21 protein-coding genes are annotated in these 23,031 nt (G+C 39.8%); 12 read left to right on the top strand and 9 right to left on the bottom strand.

Translation table 11 applies throughout. The features are described 5' to 3' along the window. Positions 1 to 184 precede the first annotated feature (184 nt). Together BLR37_RS04845 and BLR37_RS04840 are read right to left on the bottom strand one after the other, a co-directional pair. Entirely contained in the window at positions 185 to 955 is a 771-nt protein-coding gene (locus tag BLR37_RS04845) for a uroporphyrinogen-III synthase (protein WP_039471348.1), read from the bottom strand. A gap of 14 nt (positions 956 to 969) precedes the next feature. Continuing rightward, positions 970 to 1,947 (bottom strand): DUF4271 domain-containing protein, encoded by a 978-nt coding sequence (locus BLR37_RS04840; RefSeq protein ID WP_090765335.1) that lies wholly within the window; start codon positions 1,945 to 1,947, stop codon positions 970 to 972. Between the two features lie 176 nt (positions 1,948 to 2,123). Between BLR37_RS04840 and hemW the strand changes: the two genes are divergently transcribed. From hemW to BLR37_RS04810, 6 genes are all read left to right on the top strand, one after another. Next, complete coding sequence (gene hemW / locus BLR37_RS04835; RefSeq protein WP_090765332.1) at positions 2,124 to 3,254, top strand: radical SAM family heme chaperone HemW; 1,131 nt, start codon at positions 2,124 to 2,126, stop codon at positions 3,252 to 3,254. 45 nt (positions 3,255 to 3,299) lie between these two features. After that, entirely contained in the window at positions 3,300 to 4,082 is a 783-nt protein-coding gene (locus tag BLR37_RS04830; protein ID WP_090765329.1) for an SDR family oxidoreductase, read from the top strand. A gap of 288 nt (positions 4,083 to 4,370) precedes the next feature. Further along, on the top strand, positions 4,371 to 5,252 hold the full coding sequence (locus BLR37_RS04825; protein WP_090765326.1) for a cupin-like domain-containing protein: 882 nt from the start codon (positions 4,371 to 4,373) through the stop codon (positions 5,250 to 5,252). A gap of 115 nt (positions 5,253 to 5,367) precedes the next feature. Beyond that, positions 5,368 to 6,153, top strand: a complete 786-nt coding sequence (locus tag BLR37_RS04820) for a DUF3050 domain-containing protein (protein WP_090765323.1) — start codon at positions 5,368 to 5,370, stop codon at positions 6,151 to 6,153. Between the two features lie 127 nt (positions 6,154 to 6,280). Beyond that, complete coding sequence (locus BLR37_RS04815) at positions 6,281 to 7,159, top strand: cupin-like domain-containing protein (protein ID WP_039471330.1); 879 nt, start codon at positions 6,281 to 6,283, stop codon at positions 7,157 to 7,159. Positions 7,160 to 7,250: 91 nt separating this feature from the next. Beyond that, on the top strand, positions 7,251 to 7,865 hold the full coding sequence (locus BLR37_RS04810; protein ID WP_244154597.1) for a sugar O-acetyltransferase: 615 nt from the start codon (positions 7,251 to 7,253) through the stop codon (positions 7,863 to 7,865). Between the two features lie 87 nt (positions 7,866 to 7,952). Here BLR37_RS04810 and BLR37_RS04805 read toward each other — a convergent pair whose 3' ends face one another. After that, entirely contained in the window at positions 7,953 to 8,378 is a 426-nt protein-coding gene (locus BLR37_RS04805; protein ID WP_090765320.1) for a YybH family protein, read from the bottom strand. A gap of 94 nt (positions 8,379 to 8,472) precedes the next feature. Between BLR37_RS04805 and BLR37_RS04800 the strand changes: the two genes are divergently transcribed. The 4 genes from BLR37_RS04800 to BLR37_RS04785 all read left to right on the top strand — a co-directional run bounded on the left by BLR37_RS04800 (position 8,473) and on the right by BLR37_RS04785 (position 13,611). Next, entirely contained in the window at positions 8,473 to 9,351 is an 879-nt protein-coding gene (locus BLR37_RS04800) for a carbohydrate kinase family protein (RefSeq protein ID WP_090765317.1), read from the top strand. Positions 9,352 to 9,473: 122 nt separating this feature from the next. Then, complete coding sequence (locus tag BLR37_RS04795; RefSeq protein WP_090765315.1) at positions 9,474 to 10,571, top strand: vWA domain-containing protein; 1,098 nt, start codon at positions 9,474 to 9,476, stop codon at positions 10,569 to 10,571. Between the two features lie 213 nt (positions 10,572 to 10,784). Further along, positions 10,785 to 12,272, top strand: coding sequence for a magnesium chelatase ATPase subunit I (locus BLR37_RS04790; RefSeq protein ID WP_039480454.1), 1,488 nt, complete (start codon positions 10,785 to 10,787; stop codon positions 12,270 to 12,272). Positions 12,273 to 12,354: 82 nt separating this feature from the next. Then, a complete protein-coding gene (locus BLR37_RS04785; protein WP_090765312.1) occupies positions 12,355 to 13,611 on the top strand; it encodes a metallophosphoesterase in 1,257 nt (418 codons plus the stop codon). A gap of 89 nt (positions 13,612 to 13,700) precedes the next feature. On the opposite strand, the gene BLR37_RS04780 is transcribed toward BLR37_RS04785, so the two are convergent. The 3 genes from BLR37_RS04780 to BLR37_RS04770 all read right to left on the bottom strand — a co-directional run bounded on the left by BLR37_RS04780 (position 13,701) and on the right by BLR37_RS04770 (position 18,067). Further along, positions 13,701 to 14,390: a response regulator transcription factor gene (locus tag BLR37_RS04780; protein ID WP_039480457.1), complete on the bottom strand. Its 690-nt coding sequence runs from the start codon at positions 14,388 to 14,390 to the stop codon at positions 13,701 to 13,703. A 143-nt stretch (positions 14,391 to 14,533) separates the two neighbouring features. Beyond that, positions 14,534 to 16,207: a sensor histidine kinase gene (locus BLR37_RS04775; protein ID WP_090765309.1), complete on the bottom strand. Its 1,674-nt coding sequence runs from the start codon at positions 16,205 to 16,207 to the stop codon at positions 14,534 to 14,536. Between the two features lie 3 nt (positions 16,208 to 16,210). Then, complete coding sequence (locus BLR37_RS04770) at positions 16,211 to 18,067, bottom strand: S9 family peptidase (RefSeq protein WP_208599601.1); 1,857 nt, start codon at positions 18,065 to 18,067, stop codon at positions 16,211 to 16,213. Positions 18,068 to 18,322: 255 nt separating this feature from the next. Here BLR37_RS04770 and BLR37_RS04765 point away from each other — a divergent pair, with 255 nt between their 5' ends. Continuing rightward, the gene (locus BLR37_RS04765; protein WP_090765301.1) at positions 18,323 to 20,146 is read left to right on the top strand and encodes a tetratricopeptide repeat protein; all 1,824 of its coding nucleotides are present in this window, start codon (positions 18,323 to 18,325) and stop codon (positions 20,144 to 20,146) included. 178 nt (positions 20,147 to 20,324) lie between these two features. Beyond that, positions 20,325 to 20,636 (top strand): DUF4286 family protein, encoded by a 312-nt coding sequence (locus tag BLR37_RS04760; RefSeq protein WP_090765298.1) that lies wholly within the window; start codon positions 20,325 to 20,327, stop codon positions 20,634 to 20,636. Positions 20,637 to 20,676: 40 nt separating this feature from the next. On the opposite strand, the gene BLR37_RS04755 is transcribed toward BLR37_RS04760, so the two are convergent. The 3 genes from BLR37_RS04755 to dtd are packed head-to-tail and all read right to left on the bottom strand — an operon-like array spanning position 20,677 to position 23,030. Continuing rightward, on the bottom strand, positions 20,677 to 21,006 hold the full coding sequence (locus tag BLR37_RS04755; RefSeq protein ID WP_090765295.1) for a nucleotide pyrophosphohydrolase: 330 nt from the start codon (positions 21,004 to 21,006) through the stop codon (positions 20,677 to 20,679). After that, positions 20,996 to 22,561, bottom strand: coding sequence for an ArnT family glycosyltransferase (locus tag BLR37_RS04750; RefSeq protein ID WP_090765293.1), 1,566 nt, complete (start codon positions 22,559 to 22,561; stop codon positions 20,996 to 20,998). Before BLR37_RS04750 ends, BLR37_RS04755 begins: the two co-directional genes overlap by 11 nt. A 16-nt stretch (positions 22,562 to 22,577) precedes the next feature. Beyond that, a complete protein-coding gene (gene dtd / locus BLR37_RS04745; protein WP_090765290.1) occupies positions 22,578 to 23,030 on the bottom strand; it encodes a D-aminoacyl-tRNA deacylase in 453 nt (150 codons plus the stop codon). Between the last annotated feature and the right edge of the window lies 1 nt (position 23,031).

The raw sequence follows: 23,031 nt of genomic DNA, 5'->3' as shown, positions 1-23,031 counted from the left end.
CAAAAATCACTGAAATTATCAACAAAAGCAAATATTTTACATTAAATCATTACGCGAAAGCAATTAAACTTAGATTAACTGCCTACTCCCCCCTAACACTTTGCCCACAGAAAATGCGTAACTCTCTTAATAACAGCAAAGTTACGCATTTATTGTGTTGACTTAAAATAAATTAACAAATGTATTATTTATTAGATATTTTGATATAGTTCTCTATGGCCATGGTCATAGATGGCACACCTGGAGTTGGTGCAGCAATATCTACAATAAGATCCATATCGGTACAAGCTTTACTGGTATTGGTACCGAAGGCTGCAATCCGCGTATTATTTTGTTTAAAATCGGGGAAATTTTTAAATAACGACTGAATACTTGATGGACTGAAAAAGGCAATCACATCATAAAACACCTCTGCAAGATCAGATAAATCACTCACTACAGTCCTGAATAAAACCGCAGGCGTAAAGTTATAGCCACTTTTTTCCAAAAACTTCATGGTATCTTCAGTGGCTACGTCAGAACAAGGGTATAAAAACTTCTCATTCGCATGCTTTTTAAGCACTTCAGCTAAATCAGCTGCAGTTTGTTTGCCAAAAAAGATTTTGCGTTTTCTGTACTGGATATATTTCTGAAGATATAGCGCAATGGTTTCAGACAGACAGAAATATTTTAGTTCTGCCGGCACTTCGTAACGCATTTCTTCACAGATCCTGAAAAAATGATCCGCTGCGTTACGGCTGGTAAAAATTACCGCAGTAAAATCGGCCAGGTTCACTTTATCCTTCCTAAAGTCGCGGGCAGGTACGCCTTCAACATGGATGAATGACCTAAAATCGACTTTTAGGTTGTGCTTTTTTGCCAAATCGTAATAAGGAGATTTTTCAGTTTCAGGTTTTGGTAAAGTAACCAAAATACTTTTTACTTTGCGGATTCTAGAGTCGTTCTTTTCTTGCATTTTCCTTTTTCCTGCTACAGTCCTATCGTTTTAATTAGTATTAGGATAGGACATATTTCGAGGGCGCAAAAGTACAAAATTAAATGCATTCTAGAAAACTTATTATTAGAAAGTATCGTTATACCCGCCCTTAATAACTGAAACGCAAAAATGATGCCTAACAGCAAGAATGCCAACCCAATATATACTTCGCCGTATTTAAGCGGGGTAAGTGCAAATGCAATAACAAGCGGGATAAAAAGCAGCGATGCGTTGAAATAACTGAGGTATAAAATAGAGATGTATTCGCCCACAGGTTTCTGTACATTAAACAGATAGCCCAGAAAACGCAGAATCACCAGTTTCAGTGCATAAAAAACAATAATGGTAATGGATATGCTAAAGAAAAATTTAAAACCATCTTTGGCCTGGTACATATCATTCCACTGGGCCACCAGAAAAAAGAACATCCCGAATACGAAGCCAAATTGCACAAAAAGCAGCAAAAATGGCCAGGAACTAAACAGGTTATCTTCTTTATTGATGTTATTTAAAATCCGATTGCTAAAAAACGATTGCACAATAGCCGACAGCTGCTTGGAAAATGCGTTTTTTAATACTGCAAAAATAATGAGCATGCCAAAAATAAAACCCAGCAAACCTACATTGCCCTTGGGTATTTTAGTGCCTAACTGATACGGATTTGCCTTTTTCTTAAACTGCTGATATTTTTTTTGCCAGGCCAGTAAATCCAGCTTTGGGAAAAGATATTCTTTTTCGATGGTATCGGTCAGGGCATTTTTATTGATCTGGCTATCAGCCAACACCCAGGTATGGCGCATAACAGAATCGGTTACAAAACGTTGTCTGGCCAATGTAGCCGAATCGGGCCGGTATCTCCTGTACTGAATCTGATTTACAACAGTGCTATCTGTTTGTACAGGAATTTGCTGCCCTGCTACAAAATTTGCAGAACATAAAAACGCAAACAAAATGAAAATAAATTTCGGCATGCTGTAAATCAAAACTTAAGGTTGCAAAAGTAATTGAATAATCATGGTTTACCTAAATAAAATAATTGGTTTAACGAATAAAAAGTATAAACCAAACAATGCTTATTTCATTTTGCAATGGATAGGCCATCCAAATATGACACTAAAGCAAAACTAACTTCATTATCTTTGCAGCAATGTCTGGTATCTATATCCATATTCCTTTCTGTAAAAAGGCCTGTCACTACTGCGATTTTCATTTCAGTACATCGCTAAAATATGCCGATGACATGGTTGAGGCTATTTGTAAGGAAATTAAGCTAAAGAAAAATCGCATCAGTGCTCAGGTAGGTAGCATATACCTGGGTGGAGGTACCCCTTCCATCCTACCGCAAGCAGCCCTCCAAAAGATTTTCGATACCATTAACCATACCTTTTCGGTCGATGCTGATGCAGAAATTACTATCGAAACCAATCCCGATGATTTAACCGCACAGAAGTTAAAAGAGCTGAAACAATTGCCGGTTAACCGCTTTAGTGTGGGCATACAGTCTTTTTTCGATGAAGACCTGATCTGGATGAACCGTGCACACAAAGCCATGGAAGCCGAAGATTGCATCAGGAGAAGTCAGGATGCAGGATTTGAAAACCTGACACTCGATTTGATTTACGGTTACCCCCTCTTAACCGATCAGAAGTGGATGAGCAACATCCAAAAAGCGATTACGCTGGAGGTTCCACATATTTCAGCCTACGCCTTAACTGTTGAACCCCGGACCGCCCTGGCGCACGCCATTAAAAACAAAAAACAGACTCCGGTAAGCGATAACCAAAGTGCTGCCCAATTTGTAATTTTGATGGATAAGCTGGTTAAAGCCGGATTCGAGCATTACGAAATTTCTAATTTTGCCAAACCCGGCCATTATGCGGTGCACAACACCAATTACTGGAGAGGTGTCGATTACATTGGCATTGGCCCATCGGCTCATGGTTTTGACGGACAGAACCGTTACATGAACCCGGCAAACAATGCCTTGTTTATAGAAACACTGGCAGCTAACAAACTGCCCGAAATTATAGAAGAACTTAGCCTGAACGATAGGTTTAACGAATATATGATGACCTCGTTACGAACAATGTGGGGAACAGATCTTGAAAAAATAAATGCTGATTTTGGAAAAGATTTTTTAGAAGAAACCCAATACAACCTTAAAAATTTCGAGGGTAAAGATTGGCTGGAACACGAAGGAACTAAAATCCGGTTAACTGAAACAGGAAAGCTCTTTGCCGATCACATTGCTTCGGAATTATTTATAGTAGAAAATTAAGTAAGCGTGGCCAGAAACCATTCTTTCAATCAATAATTTAAAAAAATGTCAAAAATTGTATGGATTACAGGCGCATCATCCGGTATTGGCGAAGCGCTGGTTTACGAATATTTTAAAGCGGGTAATAAACTGATTATTTCGGGAAGAAACCGTGATGAATTGTTCCGTGTAAAAGGAAACTGCCAAAATTCGTTTAATGTGCACGTGTTGCCTTTCGATTTAAGCGAAACCAAAACACTGGAAAGTAAAGCCACAGATGCCATCCGCATTTTCGGGAAAATTGACCTGCTCATCAACAGCGGAGGGGTAAGCCAACGCGGACTGGCACTGGAAACCACCTTACAAACCGAGCAGCAAATCATGAATACCAATTTTTGGGGTACAGTGCAGCTCAGCAAAGCCGTTTTACCTTCAATGATTGCCAATGGCGGTGGCCAAATTGTGGTGATTAGCAGTCTGGTAGGAAAATTTGGCACCAAACTGCGATCAGCCTATTCGGCTTCAAAACACGCTTTACATGGCTATTTCGATTCGCTCCGTTCGGAAGTGTACGAACAAAATATTGATATCTCCATTATTTGTCCGGGCTTTATCAAAACCAATGTAACCTACAATGCACTAACCGGCGATGGAAATACCCTGAATATTATGGGCGATGCACATGAAAAAGCCATGACGGCCGAAGCCTGCGCAAAACAAATTGTACAGGCAGTAAACAGTAAAAAAGAAGAAGCTTACATTGGCGGTAAAGAAACAAAAGCGATATGGTTAAAACGTTTCTTCCCCGGCGTTTTCGCTAAAAAAATAAAAACAGCAAAAGTGATTTAGCAAATCTTTAACCTATAATTAACTTTTAACTTTTTTTTAAAAACCACAACAGTTTCTTTATCGTATATACCGGCATTAACACGAAAGATATCCTTGTTAAAAAATTTACACTGTCCCGTGTGATTACTAAATTAACGTTCTTGCGTAATTGTAAGGGCGTTTTTTTATGTAAACACGCGTACTTTCTGACCTTTTTCGATTAATTGTCAGTTCTTTTTCATGTTTTGGGTTTTGTAATGCTTACTGTTTTTTAACTATTTAATTTTGCTTCATTAATCCTTATTTAACATGAAATTCAATTTATCTCCGATAGATGTAGTTGAAGACATTTCTAAATCAGATTTCGAGCAACATTACCTAAAGCCCAGAAAGCCATTGGTAATAAAAAATATGGCCCGGAAATGGCCAGCTTACGAGAAGTGGACAATGGATTATATGAAAGACGTTGTTGGCGATAAAACAGTTCCACTTTACGATAGTTCCAAAGCAGACCCATCGAAACCTATAAATGCCTCGGCGGCTGAAATGAAATTTGGCGATTACATAGACCTGATTAAGGAAACGCCTACCGATTTACGTATCTTTTTATTCGACCCGATTAAGTTTGCCCCTAAACTGCTCGAAGATTACATTGCCCCCAAAGATTTAATGGGTGGTTTTTTAGACAGCTACCCCAATATGTTTTTTGGCGGAAAGGGCTCGGTAACCTTTTTACATTACGACATCGATCTGGCACATATTTTTCATACGCATTTTAACGGTCGCAAACATGTTATCCTGTTCGATTACAAATGGAAAGAGCGCCTGTACCAGATTCCTTACGCCACTTACGCCCTGGAAGATTACGATGTAGAAAACCCTGATTTCGAAAAGTTTCCGGCTTTAAAAGGTGTGCAGGGGGTAGAAGCGTTTCTCGAACATGGCGATACCTTATTTATGCCAACCGGTTACTGGCACTGGATGAAATATCTGGATGGCTCTTTCTCCATTAGCCTCAGGGCCTGGGATAAAAGCTGGCTGGTAAAAGCGAAAAGTTTGTATAACTTAACCCTGCAACGTAAATTTGACGACTTTATGAAAGCCAACTACCGCGAAAAATATATGCGGTGGAAAGAAGAACTTGCCGTTAAAAAAGCCATTAAGGCCCTTGAAAAGAATTTACCCAAATAACTGAAGATAGAATTTTAAAGTTTTGAATGATTGACTACAGTTTTTAACCTTCCCTAATCCAATTATCCGATCTTAAATCATTTCAAACTCATTCATCCCACACCACCAATTATACATGCATCCGAACATTATTAAAATACAGGAAAAAATTGAGCCTTTAAGGCAGGAAATCATTAACCATCCGGTATACACTGCCATTAGCGAAATCAGCGACCTGCGCATTTTTATGGAGCACCATATTTTTGCCGTGTGGGATTTTATGTCGCTGCTTAAGGCTTTGCAAATTAACTTAACCTGCACCACCCTGCCCTGGTTTCCGGTAGGCGATCCGGTTACCCGGCAACTGATTAATGAAATCGTAGCCGGCGAAGAATCGGATGTAGATGCTAGGGGCAACATTAAAAGCCATTTCGAGCTTTATTTAGATGCCATGGAACAATGCGGTGCCAATACTACCCCGATAAACACATTTATAAACGCATTACAAAACGGCAAAAGTTTTGATGAAGCTTTCGAAATTGCTGAAGTACCAGCTGCAGCAAAAGATTTTGTAAACGCAACATTCGAAACCATTAACAGTGGCAAAACACATTTGCAGGCGGCAAGTTTTACCTTTGGCCGCGAAGACCTGATTCCGAACATGTTCTTTAGCATGGTTAACGATTTAAACAGTACTCAACCCGATCAGGTTTCTGTTTTTAAATACTATCTGGAGCGCCATATTGAGGTAGATGGCGATCACCACAGCCATTTGGCACTATCTATGACAGAGAAATTATGCCAGCAGGACGAAGCTTTTTGGGCTGCAGCCGAAGAAACTGCTAAACACGCCTTGCAGAAAAGAATAGACCTCTGGAATGCTGCCCATAGCGAAATCGTAAAACAAAGTATAGTTGTATAGTTATGAAATTGTTAACTATTTACTAATTTAGATTACGTGATTTTAGTCACATTTAATGGTGAACACCGATTTTATAAAATAAAATTTACACATTTGTTGTTCGGCACAAATAACCGATTTTAAGCGCATGAGTTTCATTTTAAAACCAGTTGATATCGTAGAGAGCATTACTCCCGAAGATTTTAAGAAAAATTATCTGAAAACTAAACGTCCGTTAGTAATCAGGGGCCTTACTAAAGACTGGCCTGCAAGAGAAAAATGGACTACTGAATATTTAAAAGAAATTGGCGGCGATCTGGAAGTTCCGCTTTACGATAATTCTAAAGCTGATCCATCGAAACCGATTAATGCCGCTACAGCACACATGAAATTTGGCGATTACCTTGATTTAATCAAACGAGAGCCAACAGAATTGAGGATATTCTTCTTCAATTTGTTTAAAAAAGTGCCTAGCTTAATTAACGATATTAAAATCCCGAAAGATTTAATGGGTGGCTTTATTGAAAGCATGCCTGCCATGTTTTTTGGTGGCTCGAACTCGGTAACTTTCCTGCATTACGATATCGATTTACCCCATATTTTCCACACTCATTTTGGTGGCAGAAAGCACATCATTTTATTCGATTATAAGTGGAAAGACAGGTTATATTGCTTGCCTAATGCAACTTACGCTTTAGAAGATTATGATGTAGCCAACCCTGATTTCAAAAAATTCCCTGCTTTAAATGGTGTTGAAGGATATGAAGTTTTCTTAGAGCATGGCGATACTTTATTTATGCCAACCGGTATGTGGCATTGGATGAAATACGTAGATGGTTCGTTCTCGTTAAGTTTAAGGGCCTGGGATCAATCGATTAGCCGCAAAGTAGCCAGTGTTTGGAGTTTATTTACACACGGTGCCATTGATAGCTTGATTAAAATGACTTTCAAAGAAAAGTATGCACATTGGAGAGAGAAAAAAGCAGTAAAAATTGCTGAAAGAGCGCTAGCCAAAGGCAGACCATAAAGTACTGAAAATTAAAATACAGCGGGGCATCCATTACGGTAGCCCCGTTTTTGTTATTATTGCGTTCAAAATTATCAATTTAAAATACCCGATGGAAAACAACATACTTACCGAAAAACAAAAAATGCTGGCTGGCAAAGCCTATCAGGCAGGCGATGCAGAATTAGCAAAAGAAAGATTAAAGGCCCGCGAAATTGTTTTCGAATTTAACAACCTTGCCCCAAAATTTATCAAACAACGCAAAGAACTGCTAAAAAGGTTATTTGGTAAAACAGAAAAGATGTTTTATGTAGAACCACCTTTCCGTTGCGATTACGGCTATAACATTGAAATTGGCGATAACTTTTACGCCAACTTTAACCTGGTTATTTTAGATTGTGCCAAGGTAAGTATCGGCAACAATGTGTTTATAGCGCCAAACGTAGCCATTTATACCGCAGGGCACCCCATACATGCGCATCTGCGCGATCAGGAGTACGAATGGGCACAAGAAATAACAATTGGCAACAGCGTTTGGATTGGTGGCAACGTGATAATTAACCCTGGCGTAAAAATTGGTTCGAATGTGGTAATTGGCTCGGGCAGCGTAGTAACCCGCGATATACCCGATAATGTTTTTGCCGCAGGCAATCCCTGCAGGGTAATCCGCCAGTTAACAGATGCGGATAAAGATTTTTATTACAAAGATTTTAAACTGGAAGAATAAATTTATACATCGTCCGCGTTTGCAACGCGGATTAACTAGAAAGGCGATTATATCGCCTTTTTTTATTTTCCAACTTTGCTTCAGCACTTAACTGCTATGATCAGCAACTACTTTCCACTCGCCTTTTATTTTTTTAATGAGTAAGGTAAAATAACCTTTCAGTTCATCCTTTTCGCGTTTTACATTCCAGCTACCTAAAACAAAAGCCAGGTTGGGGTTCAAAAAATCGACTTTTTTAATGCCGAACACCAGAAAACCCATGGCCGATTTATCGGGATAACCTTTTTTATAGTTATCGAGTGTTTTTTGCCAGCCGTAAGTTGGTCCACTTTTACCTACGAAAAGTAAGCTATCCGACTTTTCATAGCCTTCCATAAAAGCTTCTACATCGCCTTTGTTCCAATCGGTACGCTGTTTTTCTAATAAATCAAGTATGGCCTGTTTATCTTTTGCGTTTTGGGCAAAGCTTCCGGCAGAGATTAACAATAGTACGGCAAGCAGAATTCTTTTCATGGTTATGGTAATTGGGATTAAACTTAAAGGTAGCAAACAAATTATTTTGTTCCATCACTAAAAATTGTTTATTTACGCATTAATATCATCTATCATGCAAAATAAAGTAATTACAATTGGCGAAATACTCTGGGATGTTTTTCCGGAAGGGAAGAAAGCCGGCGGTTCGAGTATGAATGTTGCACTTAACCTGCACAAACAAAATATAACAAGCAGCTTTATTAGTGCGGTTGGCAACGACGGCAATGGTCAGGAATTACTGGATTTTTTAAGCAGCAACCATTTTACCACAGACCTGATTCAGGTACACACCGAATTACCAACCAGTACCGTGGTAGTACAGCTCGATGCCAACCACCAGGCCACTTACACCATTAAACAACCTGTTGCCTGGGATAATATTGAACTTACCAACCAGAATACCGAAGCGGTTAAACAGGCAGATGCATTGGTATACTGCAGCTTAACCTGCCGTGATGCGCGTTCAAAAAAAACCATTATCGGTTTACTTGAAAATGCTAAAACCAGGATTTTTGATATTAACCTGAGAAGTCCTTTTTATGAAAAAGACTTAATTGGCGATCTTTTGAACTATGCCGATATCTTAAAAATAAATGAAGACGAAATTATTTGGGTAAAAGATACTTTTGGCCTGACTGGTAATACCGACGAACAGCTGCTTAAACAATTGGCCAATCAGTTTAATATTGGCATTATCTGCTTAACGCTGGGCGATAAAGGTGCCTGCGTTTTAAAAGAAGGAAAATTGTTTAAACACTCCGGCTATAAGGTACAGGTTGCCGATACAGTTGGCGCAGGCGATGCTTTTCTGGCTACTTTTATTGCCTGTTACCTGCAAGGTTACCCCATGGAAACCACTTTAGATAATGCCTGTAAAGTTGGTGCCTTTGTGGCTTCGCAGGTTGGAGCTAATCCCGACTATAATAAAAAGATTTACCACATGGCGCTTTAGCCCCTACTCCAGACCTCGCAGGTTTTAAAAACCTGCGAGGTCTGTGCCGCTCAAATATGACACCCCGCTTAAATTAATGCAAATCGAAACTTTTATCTTCGATAATCCGTTTATAAAAGCACATGAGAGGTTTTCGTTTTTCTGATTACAAGCCGGGCGATACGCCCAAAGGTGGCTTTGATGAATTGCTAAAATTATTTAGCGAATTGCTCAACTATACCGCAGGTGATGCAGCCGAAGCCCTAAGCTGGCTAAATGAACTCGACAAACAATATAAGCTAACCAATAACGATTATGGAATTGGTAATTTTATAGATGATTTGAAAGATAAAGGTTACCTGACAGAAGATAACCAATCGGGAGAGTTTAAAATAACGGCCAAAACCGAGCAAACCATACGCAAATCGGCCCTGGATGAAATTTTTGGGAAGCTTAAAAAAAGTGGTCGCGGGAACCATAACAGTAACCAATCGGGTATTGGCGAAGAAAAAAATGCCGACAGACGCGAATATAATTTTGGCGATAGCTTAGACCAGATCGATATGACTGCTTCTATTCAGAACGCACAAATAAACCATGGCATTAATGACTTTACCCTCACTGACCGAGATCTGGAAGTAGAAGAAAAAGATTTTAAAACCCTTACTTCTACGGTACTGATGATCGATATTTCGCACTCTATGATTTTGTATGGCGAAGACAGGATTACCCCGGCAAAAAAAGTAGCCATGGCGCTTGCCGAACTGATTAAAACGAAATACCCGAAAGATACATTGGATATTGTGGTTTTTGGTAACGATGCCTGGCCCATTACCGTGAAAGATCTGCCTTATTTGCAGGTTGGTCCTTATCACACCAATACCTATGCTGGTTTAGAACTTGCAGCAGATTTACTGCGCAGAAGGAAGACACATAACAAACAGATTTTCATGATTACCGATGGTAAACCTACCTGTTTGAAAGAAAATGGCAAGTATTACAAAAACAGCATGGGGCTTGACCGGAAGGTAATTAACAAAACCCTGAATATGGCAGCACAATGCAAGCGCCTAAGAATCCCGATTACAACTTTTATGATTGCCAAAGATCCTTACCTGCAGCAGTTTGTACGTCAGTTTACCGAAATAAATGGTGGCAGGGCGTTTTACAGCTCGCTAAACGGGTTGGGCGAATACATTTTTGAAGATTACATTAAAAACAGAAGGAAAACAGTTAAATAAGGTGGAAGGTATAGGGCAAAGGGTTTACGGTAAAACCCATAGCCATTCTTACCAAAATCAACCCTAAAAACATTAATATGTGAACAGGTTTATGCATTTTGAGGACCTTACACCTTAAACCCCAGACCTTAAACCTTATATAAAGCAAGCGAAGATTGAGTGGTTACACCTAACCTTTCAACCGGATTAACTTTACAACATTTAAACCCAAAAATGCAAAATACTACATTAGGCCAGTTAAAGGCCACCAGCTATAAATCAAGAAGCGTTAAGGAAGAATTAAGGGAAAACCTGATTAAAGTATTACGCGATAAGAAAACAGAATTTGAAGGTATTATTGGTTATGATGAAACCGTAATTCCCGAATTACAAACGGCCATTCTATCGCGCCATAATATTCTGCTTTTAGGTTTACGCGGACAGGCCAAAACACGAATTGCCCGTTTAATGGTTAATTTACTGGATGAATACGTACCCTACGTAGCCGGAAGCGAAATCTTCGATGATCCGCTGAACCCGATTTCGTGGTATGCCAAAAATGAAATTGCCACCAAAGGCGATGCTACTGAAATTGCCTGGTTACACCGTAGCGAACGTTATACCGAAAAGCTGGCGACTCCTGATGTTACGGTTGCCGATTTGATCGGCGATATTGATCCCATTAAAGCCGCGACCTTAAAACTGACCTATAACGACGAAAGGGTAATCCACTTTGGTTTAATCCCGCGTGCACACCGCAGCATTTTTGTCATTAACGAATTACCCGATTTACAGGCACGTATTCAGGTGGCTTTATTTAATATGCTGCAGGAAAAAGATATCCAGATTCGTGGTTTTAAATTGCGTTTGCCTTTAGATATCCAGTTTGTATTTACGGCAAATCCTGAAGATTACACCAATCGCGGAAGCATTGTTACCCCGTTAAAAGACAGGATAGAAAGTCAGATTTTAACCCATTATCCGAAGAGCATCGAAATTTCGCGCAAAATTACTTTCCAGGAAGCCAAATTAACCGCCGAACAGAAAGCCAATATAGAGGCCGATGGCTTGCTTAAAGATTTGATCGAACAAATTGCTTTCGAGGCACGTAAAAGTGAGTACATCGATCAGAAATCGGGTGTATCGGCCAGATTAACCATTTCTGCTTACGAAAATTTAATCAGTACAGCTGAAAGAAGGATGCTGATATCAGGTGAGAAAAACACCTTTGTCCGTTTATCAGATTTAGCGGGCATCATTCCGGCCATAACCGGTAAAATAGAATTAGTTTACGAGGGTGAGCTGGAAGGTCCGGCGCACGTAGCCACCACCCTAATTGGCAAAGCAGTTAAAACTTTGTTTGCCCGTTATTTCCCTGATCCGGAAAAAGCGAAAAAAAGCAAAACAGCCAATCCTTACACCGAAATAACCGAATGGTTTACCGATGGGAATAATGTAGATGTAACCGATAACTTAACCAATACACAGTATAAAAAAGCACTGATGCTTGTACCTGGTTTATACGATACTGTTAAAAAATTCCACCCTAAATTAAGCGAAAATCAAACCTTATTGCTGATGGAGTTTGTACTGCATGGCCTGGCCGAATACTCTCAGCTGAGCAAAAATTACCTAACCGGCGGCTTTGGTTTTAGCGACATGTTTGGCAGTTTATTTAATGCCGAATTTGATGAGGAAGAGGATGAAGACGATTTCAGATAATAAACTATTATAATTTCTTTAATTTAGGCAGGCGAAATATCCTGCCTTATTTGTTTAAAAACTTACTACAAACCTACCAGAAATGGGAAGATTACCTTTTATCATTGCCGCCTGCATTTTTATTATCGCTTTTGATATTTATTGTTTTAAAGCCATTACCTCGGTTTTTAAAAAATGGAAACCCAATACCAAAAAAGTATTTGCCGTTGCCTATTGGGGTTACAGTGCCTTGCTTATTTTTGGCGTTTTCTGTGGCATTTACCTGAATTTGTTTCTTACGCTACGCGCTATCATTTTAGTTTCTTTCTTTTTAACTGTGGCCTGCAAAATGGCCATGCTTCCATTCCTGGTTCTGGATGATTTACGCCGGTTATGGATTAAACTCACCAGAAAGAAAACACATACAACTGCACCTGCTATAACTTCAACCAACCAGGAAGACGATAAAATTTCGCGTTCAGCGTTTTTGGTTAAAGCCGGACTGGTTACTGCCGCCGTTCCTTTAACTTCGTTAAGCTGGGGCATTATTTCAGGCGCCTACGATTACCAGGTACGAAGGGTAAATTTAATATTGCCAAACCTGCCCAAAGCGTTCGATGGCATAACCATGGGCCAGATTTCAGATATCCACTCGGGTAGTTTTTATAACAAAACCGCTGTAAAGGGTGGGGTTGAAATGCTTTTGGCCGAGAAACCCGATTTTGTATTTTTCACCGGCGATTTGGTAAACAACCTCACCAACGAAGTGCGCGATTACCAGGACATTTTCTCTAAAGTAAAAGCACCGCTAGGTGTATACTCATCGCTAGGCAACCACGATTATGGCGATTACTATTTCGGCAAGGAATCTTCGCCGGCTAAAGTAAAAAACCTGAAAGACATGGTTGATGTGCACAAGATTATGGGCTACGACCTGTTGATGAACGACAACCGCAGGCTAAAGGTAGATGGCGAAGAAATCGGAATTCTGGGTGTTGAAAACTGGGGTATGGGTCGTTTTCCGAAATATGGTAAAATGGAACTGGCGGTTAAAAACACGGATGATTTACCGGTAAAACTTTTACTAAGCCACGACCCATCGCACTGGCGTGGCGAAGTGTTGCAAAAATACCCGCAAATTGATGCCATGTTTAGCGGCCACACGCATGGTATGCAGTTTGGTCTAAGGTTTAAAGAAATTCAATGGAGCCCAATCCAATACATTTACAAAGAATGGGCAGGTTTATACCAGGAGCAACTCCAACAACTTTATGTTAATGTTGGCTATGGCTTTTTAGGTTACCCGGGCAGGGTTGGTATTTTACCTGAGATTACCATTTTTACTTTAAAAAGAGCGTAATAAAAGGCGTTGAGGTGATGTCAGATGTGACCATCTGGCATAAAGATATAACCGTCAGATGGCAACATCTGACGGCACATTAGATTTCTCTATCCCGCGTTAAACCTGTAGCCTACTCCCCTTACGGTTTGTAATAACTGCGGATTATCAGGGTTCAGTTCTATTTTCTTACGCAGACGCACAATGTGCATATCAAGCGTTCTGGTATTCACATCAGAGTTATAACCCCAAACTACCAGCATCAGCTCATCGCGGTTAATTACCTTACCCGGATTACGTAAGAAGTATAATAAAATACGGTTTTCTAATATGGTTAACTCAATTTTCTTACCATCCCTAAACAAGGTATGAATATTCGGGTGGTGCTCCATATTACCAAAACGGTGAATTTCGGCAGTATCTTTATTCACAATAAATTTCACCTTGCTATCCAGCATGGCTACCAAAACATCCATATTAAAGGGTTTGGTAATGTAATCAGATGCTCCAAAGTTGTAGGCATCGATCTTATCTACATCCTGCGCTTTGGCAGTCATCATAATGATCAGGTTTTCGAAACCTTGCTTACGCACATGCTCGCAAACCTCAGCGCCTTGCTTGCCGGGCATCATCCAGTCCAATAAAACAATATCAGGCTGATCAGCCAAAATCATCCTTTCACCTGCATCGCCATCATTTGCCTCGAGCACAGTATATCCCTCTGCCTTTAAGCGATGGGCCACAAGAAAGCGAAGATTTTCATCATCTTCTACGATTAATATTTTTACTTCTTTAGACATTTATATATTAATTTATATTGTAATGTTGAAAGGTTACAAGGTTGCATCCTTTCAACTTTTTTTTATTGTTTTAATGTTGAAACATTGTAATGTAAGAAGGTTAACACAACTTTCCAACCTTTCAACAGCCAACATTCCAACCTCTAGCTATTAAAAGGCAGCACAATTTTAAATTCTGTACCGCTGCCTACTTTACTTTTTACAGAAATCTCTCCCTCCATAAAGTTAACCAGTTCTTTGCAAAATGCCAAACCCAAGCCTACACTGCCCATTTGGTTATATTCGTTCTGAATCCGGAAAAATTTCTTAAAAATATTGTTCAATTCGGAAGCTGCAATACCGATCCCTTTATCGGTAAACCTGAAAACCAATACCCCTTTAATTAACTTGGCACTAATGTGCAATTTTTTCTGTTCAGGTTTAGAATACTTGTAAGCATTCTCGGCCAGGTTATCGAACAAACTCCCCAATAACACCGGATCGGTAATAAAGGTTTTAAAGCCCATTACTTCATAGGTGATTTTAAAATCGGGATGTTTAAGCGTATGCGATTCGATGGTACTTTCAATAAAATCGACAATATTAACTTCTTCCTGGTTTAATTTAATTGCTTTATTCTCAATCTGGGTAAAGGCCAGCAGTTTGTTCATTAAACCGTTAAGCTTATCGGCTTCTTCATCGAGTATTTTGCCATAAAGCTGCTGCTCCCGCTGACTCAGTGCCGGGGCGCTTTTAATGTTGTTACCTGCAATTTTGATTACACTTACCGGCGTTTTAAATTCGTGCGTCAGGTTATTCACGAAATCGTATTGCAGTTTAAACATCTTGCTGTTGATGTTCAGGTTGCGGTAAATTAAAAATGCAACCAGCAAGAGTACGCCATACACCAGTAAAAGCACGAGTGCTATTGGCATAAAGTAAATAAAAATCTCTTTTTTGATGTAGGATTTAGACGAAACGAAGTAGAGTTTAAAATCAGAAAAGGCTCCTGGCAGGGCAATCTCTGTGTTCATATTTTCATCAGAATTGTCAATCGGATCGTAAGTGAGCGGCTCAATACTTATGTGCTGATAAAGCAAGGGGCGTGTATTTACGATTTTGATGTGATGCGCATCGAGCTTAAAAACCAATACATCCTGCTGGTAAACCGGAGAGGGATTTAACTTCCGTTTCATCATCTCCTTATAAACTTTCAGGTCTTCGCGGCGCGGAATATTTAAATAGGTAATTTTATTCTCGCTTGAATTTACTACCGAAAAATTAGTAAAAAGTTCTTCCTGCGTAGGTACAGCAGCAGTATCCAACCGATCAACAAAAGTGGCCAACTTGTAAGCCATGGCATTAAAATCGTCGCCAACATTAAAAGAGGTGGGATCTTCTTCCGAATAAACTTTTATTGAATCGGGGCTGATGCCTTTTCCGAACTGATAAATTGATTTTGGTCCAATTCCCAGATAATTGGCATTAATACCATCTCGTACCGGTGCAACTTTTACCTCTGTATCGTAAAAAGTAACCCGCGAAATAAACGGGTACTTGAGCATTACCGTATCAACGAATTTCGAAGCAGTTGAAGAATCTAAATAGCCGCTATAGTAAGAAATTTCGGGCATTTTGTTCTGAAAGAAATCATTGTATGGCTTAATGCTCTGCTCCAGTACGTTTACTTTTTCAGAAACAAAATCATTTTCTATCGATTTCTTGCTGTAATTAAAGGCCAGAAACAGCGATAAGATAAAGAGGATTGATATGAGTACAATAAAGGTTACCCCTAGTGAAAAGTTTTTACGGTAACCGCTTTTTTTATCTAAGGCCATACCCTATTTCTTTCCCAGGTTTTCTTGTAAAAATTCTTCTAAAGCCTTGTACAAAGCAGTTCTTCCCTGCTGGCGTATTACCGGGTTGGGTCCTTCTTCTTTTTCGATATAAGTAACCTGAACATTGCGCTTTTTAAGTTCCTTAATAAACTGCACGCCTTCTGCTACGTTCACGCTCGGATCCTTCGGGTTTTGCGCAATAAAAATAGGCGATTTAAACCGGTCGGCATGAAACACAGGCGACGCGAAGCGCATGTAATCTGTTTCGGTTACAGGATTGCCTACAATTTCGTAATACATTTGCAATTTAGCTTTTAAAAACGGTGGGAAAGTTTTCAGGTAACTAAACAGGTTAATTACACCAGAATTAGATCCGCCGCATTTATAAAGATCGGGATTTTTATACAAACAATTTAAGGCAATATAGCCGCCGAAACCATTGCCATAAATAGCGATACGTTTCGGGTTAGCAATTTTTTGTGCAATGAGCCATCTGGCCCCATCGTTTACATCATTTTGTATTTTATCGCCCCATTCTTTAAAGCCTGCAGCATAAAATGATTTGCCATAACCTGTAGAACCACGGTAGTTTACCTGTAAAACGGCATAACCACAATTGGCCAAAAACTGCACTTCGGCATTGTAACCCCAGCTGTTTCTGGCTTTTGGCCCATTATGCGGGAAAACCACAACCGGCAAATTAACTGCTTTTTTATCTTTAGGCAGGGTTAAATAACCATTAATGGTTAAACCATCGCTGCTTTTAAAACTGATGGGCGTCATGGCGCTCATATCTTCAGGTTTAATAGCGGGACTCACATCCGTTAGTTTCTTCAGTTTATTATCTGCAGCGGAGTACAAATAATAAGAACCCGGATTTTTATCGGTAAAAGTGCGTATTACAAATACTTTATCGGTTCTATCCTTATCGGCAATAATCCACTCGGTACCCGGCAAAAGCTGATCTATTTTTGAATAAGCCAGTTTTGTGCTGTCGTCAAGGTAATATTTCTCTCTTTTCCAGGTTTCGTATGTTGCAAAAAGCATTTTTTTCCTGAAACGCGAGTAAGTGGCATCTACAACGTTTAATGTATCATTGGCAAAAAGCACCCGTTTTTCCTTTCCGGTAAGCAAATCGAGTTCTACCAGTGCATTTTTATCGCGGTTAACGCTGGAAATTGCATATAGTGTATGAGATTTAGCTTCTGAAAAGGCGATCGGCTGCAAAGTGGTTTCGAAGTTGTTGGATATTACGGGTTTGAAAGCCTTGCCCGGATTTTCGCGGTACATTAAAGTTTCATTCACGCCATCACTGGCAATGGCCAGCATTAACTCACCCCTGCAATCGGTCATCCAGCGACTAAAATTGCCTGGATTTTGAGCCAGAATATCCATTAGGCCATTACGCACATTTAGGCGGTAAACGTCAAAAAGGGTCGAATCGCGTTTATTGGATGAAACGATGATGTATTTATCATCAATCAGCTGGTCTTCAATTACTCTTAACCTGCTTTTTTCGTTACTGTATAATTGAACCTGTTTGCTGCCGTCTTTGTTGATCACAAATAAATCAGATCTGCGCTCTTTTGATTCATCTTCTGTATAATAAATCAATTCGTTATTGCTGGTCCAGAAATGAAAACTGATACTCTTATCATTCAGATGTGTAAGCTGCACACTTTTTCCACTGGCCAGATCTTCGGCAAACAGTTCGAGTTTCTTGTTCTGCAGCTTTAAATACGAGAGGCTTTTCCCATCAGGCGATATGCGGTAATAGGCTTTATCCTGCGTTTTAAAAAAATCATCCACAGGTATTGTACTATCATTCTTCCCTTTACAGGCAAAAATAAACGCAACCATAAACAATAGAAAAATCCTTTTTAACATAAATAAATCCTCAACGGGATAACAAAAATAAGTATCACAATCACTTAACCACGATTTACACTAACAATGTTACCTGCGCCAGCAATAATAAGTCGTGGTTCAATTTAGTATTTATAACATATACACAAAATAAAATACAGGTAACATTTAAAATACGTTTTAGATAAGATAGTGGTTTAGCTAATCAGGTATTAAAATGTTACATTTAAAACTTATAATTTAGGGTTTATGAACCGTTTGCTTTTCATCATATTCTTATCGTTTACACTGGGGGCTAATGCTCAGATTTTCAGGCCCAGCCAGCCCATAGCACCCGATGAAAGTACTTTAGCTGTACAATACTACCAGGATGGCGATTATGAAAAAGCATTGGTTTTGCTCGAAAAACTTTATGCGATACCGAATAATGATGGCTATTTTGACTTTTATTTTAACACTCTGCTTAAGCTAAAACGTTACGATGTGGCCGAAAAGGCGGTGAAGAAAGAGATTAAAAAAAATCCGCAGAATGATATGTACCCGATTGCCTTAGGTAAACTTTACCAGGAAAAAGGAGATGTACAATCGGCCAATAAAATTTTTACTGATGTAATTGCTAAACTGCCAAAAGACGAATTTAAAATCAGGAATTTAGCCAATAATTTTTACCGTTTCGAAAACTACGATTTTGCCATACAAACCTTTAAGCAAGGCAGAAAAGTATTGGGGAATGAGCAGTTGTTTACTTTCGAACTGCTGAATATTTACAGGTTTAAAAAGGATAAACCCATGCTGATGCAGGAATACCTGGATGCATTGGCTACCATGCCACAGCTTTTACCACAGGCGCAGGCGGTGCTTTCGGCTGTTTTTGAAGATAAAAACGATTATCAGCTTTTTCAGGGGGCTATTCTAAAAAAAATCCAGAAAGAGCCAGATGCCGAAATTTACATCCAGTTGCTTACCTGGAACTACATACAGCAACAGGAGTTTGATATGGCCTTACGTCAACTCATTGCTTTTGATAAACGTACCAAGGCTGATGGCGGAACGCTGTTTAATGCCATTTATACTTTTGTAGATAACGGCGCCTACGAAACAGCCATAAAAGCGTACGAATATCTTTTAACCAAAGGGAAAGATAACCAGTATTATCTGCCTTCGAAGATTGAAATGCTGAACACCCGCTATAACCTGCGTACCAGCGGGAAATACACTGTTGCTGAGCTCGATTTGCTGGCCAAAGATTATGAGGCTTTATTGTCCGAAAATGGTAAAAACCGGAATACGCTGTTTGCCATTAAAAAACTGGCCAACCTGCAGGCTTATTATCTTAACCAGCCAGCATTGGCTGAAAAGGAGTTGGAAGAAGCCATCAAAATGCCAGGCGTAAACGATCAGGAAGTTGGCCAGCTGAAATTGGATTTAGGCGACATTTACATTTTAACCAACGAACCCTGGGAGGCATTTTTGGTTTACGAGCAGGTAAGCAAACAATTTGAAGGACAGCCGATTGGTAACGAAGCCCGTTTCCGCAGCGCCAAACTTTCTTTCTATCAGGGCAATTTTGAGTATAGCAACGGTCAGTGCCTGGTTTTAAAAGCCGCCACCTCGCAGTTAATTGCCAACGATGCATTGAATTTAAGTTTACTGATTAACGATAACATTCAAACACCTGCAGACAGCAATGCTTTAAAAATGTATGCCGACGCCGAGATGCTTTTATTTAGAAACCTGCCTGAGCGTGCCATTAAAAAAATGGATAGCATTGCCATTGCTTACCCGCAAAACAGTCTTACCGATGCCATTATGATGAGCAAGGCCAGGATTTGGATTAAAGCAGGCGAATTTCAAAAGGCAGCCGATATCCTCAAAAAAGTAACCGACGATTTTAAAGACGGGATCTGGACTGATGATGCCTTGTTTACCCTCGGCGATTTGTACGAGAAAAAGCTGAACGACATTGCCCAGGCTAAAATTTATTTCCAGAAACTAATTACTGATTACCCCGGAAGCATGTTTAGCGCCGAAGCCAGGAAGAGGTTCAGGAATTTACGAGGAGATGGAGTTTAGATAATCTTCCAGTCAAGCTGGCAATGACAAATAGTGCATGGGGAATTGCAAACTGTACAATGATTAATTGTTAGAACTGGTTAACCGGTTAACTGAAGCCAAACGCCAAATTGCTTCCCTCGTCATTTCGAGACGACTCAAAAATCATAATCTTTTAGGAAATTACTATCTTTGCCCCATGTTTTTATACAATGTTACGCTCATTTTAGAAGATTCTGCTGCCAAAGAATGGTTACAGTGGATGCAGGAAACACACATCCCACAGGTAATGGCAACCGGTATGTTTGTATCTAACCGCTTGTTAAAAGTAGTCGATTCTCCAAATGAAGGGGTAACTTACTGCGCACAATACGTGGTAGATAGTTTAGAAAATTACAACCAGTACCAGGAAGTGTATGCCCCGGCTTTACAAGCTGAACTAAACGAAAGATATAAAAACCGTTTCGTGGCTTACCGCAGTTTGATGGAGTTTGTACCTCCAACCGCCTAAAGAAAGCTTAGGCAGGAAACACAAGTCCCCTGCGGGGGATTTAAGGTTTTAATTTCTCGTTATTCTTATGCCTGTCGGCATCGCGAATGCTTTTCTTTTCGAGGTTTTTCTCTAAAGCCTCGGTTAGGTTAATGCCGGTTTGGTTTGCCAGGCAAATCAAAACAAACATTACATCGGCCATTTCATCAGCCAGGTTTACAGATTCGTCGCTTTTTTTAAACGATTGCTCACCGTACTTACGGGCCATAATGCGGGCTACTTCGCCCACCTCTTCCATTAAAATGGCGGTATTGGTTAACTCGTTAAAATACCTGATTCCTGTGGTGTTGATCCAACGGTCTACGGTTTCCTGTGCTTCGTTAATGGTCATGTTTCTCTTCTTCTATTTCAGTTTGTACCCTGCTGTTAATATCAATGGTGGCATCCTCCAGTAAAAAAACCGCTGCACCTTTTTCTCTGGCATAAGGTACGGTCACCTCGCCTATTTTTGTTATTTTTTTAAAAAACGGCTGCTCTTTTTTACGTTGCGGATCTTCTTCGTTCGATTCCCTGACCAAAATTACGTGTTTAATTGGTTTATCCATTTTAAACCAGTACAAGTAATCGGCATTGTAAGTAACCGCATTTATATTTTTAAATTTCGAATAGTAGTTTATCGCTCCCGCTTCTCCATAATTATCTGCACGCACCAGTAAAGCCGATTTATCTTTCACCTTTGCATAAGCAATATCTGTTAAAGCAGCCATTTCTTTCCATGCCAGCATATCGGCAAAATCCTGTGGCAAATCATGCTGCAAACCATCTTCCCAACGTAAAGCTCCCACGCGGGCGTACTTATCATGTGAACCAACAATCTGTTGTGGACTTAAAACGGGATAAGCATATTTTAAGGTAACACTAAACAGTGCCAGGGGTAAAATTACGATTAAAGCCCTAAGGTATTTTCTTTTCCATCCCTGGTTAAATTGCAGGGCCAGATAACTACAACCTGCAGCAATAATAACCGGATACAAACCCGCTGCGTAATAAGCCTTAGCCCTGAACCAGGTAAACAAAGCCAGCGAGATCACAAATCCGATCACAATCCAACGGTAACTACTAAAAGTTTTACTCAACACCAAAGCCCACAAACCAGCCAATACTATAAAAATGATATTGAAATAGTACAACAACTGATCTTTTAAAAAATCGACCCTGTTTATTTTATCGAGTTGAGTCCGGGCCAGTTCTTTCATGTGCCCTACAACCGGAAAATGATGGTGATATTGCCAAAGCAGATTCGGCAACATAATTAACAGCGCAATAAGGCCTGCTCCATACAAATGCTTGCTGGCATAAATTTTCCTTTGGTTAGCAATAAACAATGCAGGAATAAGACCTGCTATTAAAAAACAAATGCTGTACTTATTTAGAAAACCGATTCCCAAGGCTACTCCGGTTAAATACAGATATTTGTTTGCCCTGGTATTAAAATACCTGATAAGAAAAAAGTAAATGGCTGTCCAGCTTAAGATATCAAATGCATTGGGCTGAAAAAGTAAATCCAAACGCCCAACAGCGCAGCAAATTAAAGCAATAGCCGAAAGCGCTTTGGCATACAGCCTGCCTTTAAACTCAGCCACAATTTTCCAGGTAAAAATTAAGGTTAGCGCACCAATACTTGCTGTAACCAATCTTACAGCTGCTTCGCTTCCACCTAAAAATTGAATTATAACGGCAAAAATTGAAGTAAGTGGTGGTACCGACTGAAAACCCCAGGCCAGGTGATGGGCCTGATCGAGGTGTAAAAATTCGTCGCGATGCAAGCTATAAGCCGTATTTACCAAAAAGAAAGGCAAAATGAGTTTCACAAGAACAAATCCCCCAAGCACTAATACATCCAATTGAGCGGATGTTGATTTTCTAAAGTTGATGTTATTTACCATGTGCCTCGAGTTTAATTTATTCTTTATCCTTCGTATCGATTAATATGGTAACCGGGCCATCGTTAAGCAAAGCGATTTTCATATCTGCCCCAAAAATTCCGGTTTTTATTTCCTTACCCAGCAAAGCCGATAATTTTTTAATCATCTGCTCGTAAAGCGGCACTGCAATATCAGGCTTGGCGGCCCGTGTAAATCCCGGCCGGTTGCCTTTTTTGGTCGATGCAAATAAGGTAAACTGACTGATTAAAAGAATATTTCCATCTACATCGGCAAGGGCCTTATTCATCAGGTCATTTTCATCGCCAAACACCCGCATGCCCACAATTTTCTGCGCCAACCAATCTAAATCTGCTGCTGTATCGGCATCTTCGATACCCAGCAGCACCAAAAAACCCGTTTCAATCTGCCCCGTTATTTCGCCCTCAACAGTGCAACTTGCCTGTGTAACTCTTTGTAAAACTGCCCGCATT

This window comes from Pedobacter soli (assembly GCF_900101435.1).
Classification (GTDB): Bacteria; Bacteroidota; Bacteroidia; order Sphingobacteriales; family Sphingobacteriaceae; genus Pedobacter; species Pedobacter soli.
This window is presented reverse-complemented; position numbering and strand designations above follow the sequence as displayed.

What these genes read in the sequence shown, in the direction of transcription:
- BLR37_RS04825 (WP_090765326.1), top strand. Translation starts at nt 4,371, where the DNA reads ATGAAATTCAATTTATCTCCGATAGATGTAGTTGAAGACATTTCTAAA.
- BLR37_RS04775 (WP_090765309.1), bottom strand. Translation starts at nt 16,207, where the DNA reads ATGGCCTTAGATAAAAAAAGCGGTTACCGTAAAAACTTTTCACTAGGG.
- BLR37_RS04820 (WP_090765323.1), top strand. Translation starts at nt 5,368, where the DNA reads ATGCATCCGAACATTATTAAAATACAGGAAAAAATTGAGCCTTTAAGG.
- BLR37_RS04810 (WP_244154597.1), top strand. Translation starts at nt 7,251, where the DNA reads ATGGAAAACAACATACTTACCGAAAAACAAAAAATGCTGGCTGGCAAA.
- BLR37_RS04815 (WP_039471330.1), top strand. Translation starts at nt 6,281, where the DNA reads ATGAGTTTCATTTTAAAACCAGTTGATATCGTAGAGAGCATTACTCCC.
- BLR37_RS04790 (WP_039480454.1), top strand. Translation starts at nt 10,785, where the DNA reads ATGCAAAATACTACATTAGGCCAGTTAAAGGCCACCAGCTATAAATCA.
- BLR37_RS04830 (WP_090765329.1), top strand. Translation starts at nt 3,300, where the DNA reads ATGTCAAAAATTGTATGGATTACAGGCGCATCATCCGGTATTGGCGAA.
- BLR37_RS04765 (WP_090765301.1), top strand. Translation starts at nt 18,323, where the DNA reads ATGAACCGTTTGCTTTTCATCATATTCTTATCGTTTACACTGGGGGCT.
- dtd (WP_090765290.1), bottom strand. Translation starts at nt 23,030, where the DNA reads ATGCGGGCAGTTTTACAAAGAGTTACACAGGCAAGTTGCACTGTTGAG.
- BLR37_RS04805 (WP_090765320.1), bottom strand. Translation starts at nt 8,378, where the DNA reads ATGAAAAGAATTCTGCTTGCCGTACTATTGTTAATCTCTGCCGGAAGC.
- BLR37_RS04840 (WP_090765335.1), bottom strand. Translation starts at nt 1,947, where the DNA reads ATGCCGAAATTTATTTTCATTTTGTTTGCGTTTTTATGTTCTGCAAAT.
- BLR37_RS04770 (WP_208599601.1), bottom strand. Translation starts at nt 18,067, where the DNA reads ATGGTTGCGTTTATTTTTGCCTGTAAAGGGAAGAATGATAGTACAATA.
- BLR37_RS04800 (WP_090765317.1), top strand. Translation starts at nt 8,473, where the DNA reads ATGCAAAATAAAGTAATTACAATTGGCGAAATACTCTGGGATGTTTTT.
- BLR37_RS04780 (WP_039480457.1), bottom strand. Translation starts at nt 14,390, where the DNA reads ATGTCTAAAGAAGTAAAAATATTAATCGTAGAAGATGATGAAAATCTT.
- BLR37_RS04785 (WP_090765312.1), top strand. Translation starts at nt 12,355, where the DNA reads ATGGGAAGATTACCTTTTATCATTGCCGCCTGCATTTTTATTATCGCT.
- BLR37_RS04750 (WP_090765293.1), bottom strand. Translation starts at nt 22,561, where the DNA reads ATGGTAAATAACATCAACTTTAGAAAATCAACATCCGCTCAATTGGAT.
- hemW (WP_090765332.1), top strand. Translation starts at nt 2,124, where the DNA reads ATGTCTGGTATCTATATCCATATTCCTTTCTGTAAAAAGGCCTGTCAC.
- BLR37_RS04795 (WP_090765315.1), top strand. Translation starts at nt 9,474, where the DNA reads ATGAGAGGTTTTCGTTTTTCTGATTACAAGCCGGGCGATACGCCCAAA.
- BLR37_RS04845 (WP_039471348.1), bottom strand. Translation starts at nt 955, where the DNA reads ATGCAAGAAAAGAACGACTCTAGAATCCGCAAAGTAAAAAGTATTTTG.
- BLR37_RS04755 (WP_090765295.1), bottom strand. Translation starts at nt 21,006, where the DNA reads ATGACCATTAACGAAGCACAGGAAACCGTAGACCGTTGGATCAACACC.
- BLR37_RS04760 (WP_090765298.1), top strand. Translation starts at nt 20,325, where the DNA reads ATGTTTTTATACAATGTTACGCTCATTTTAGAAGATTCTGCTGCCAAA.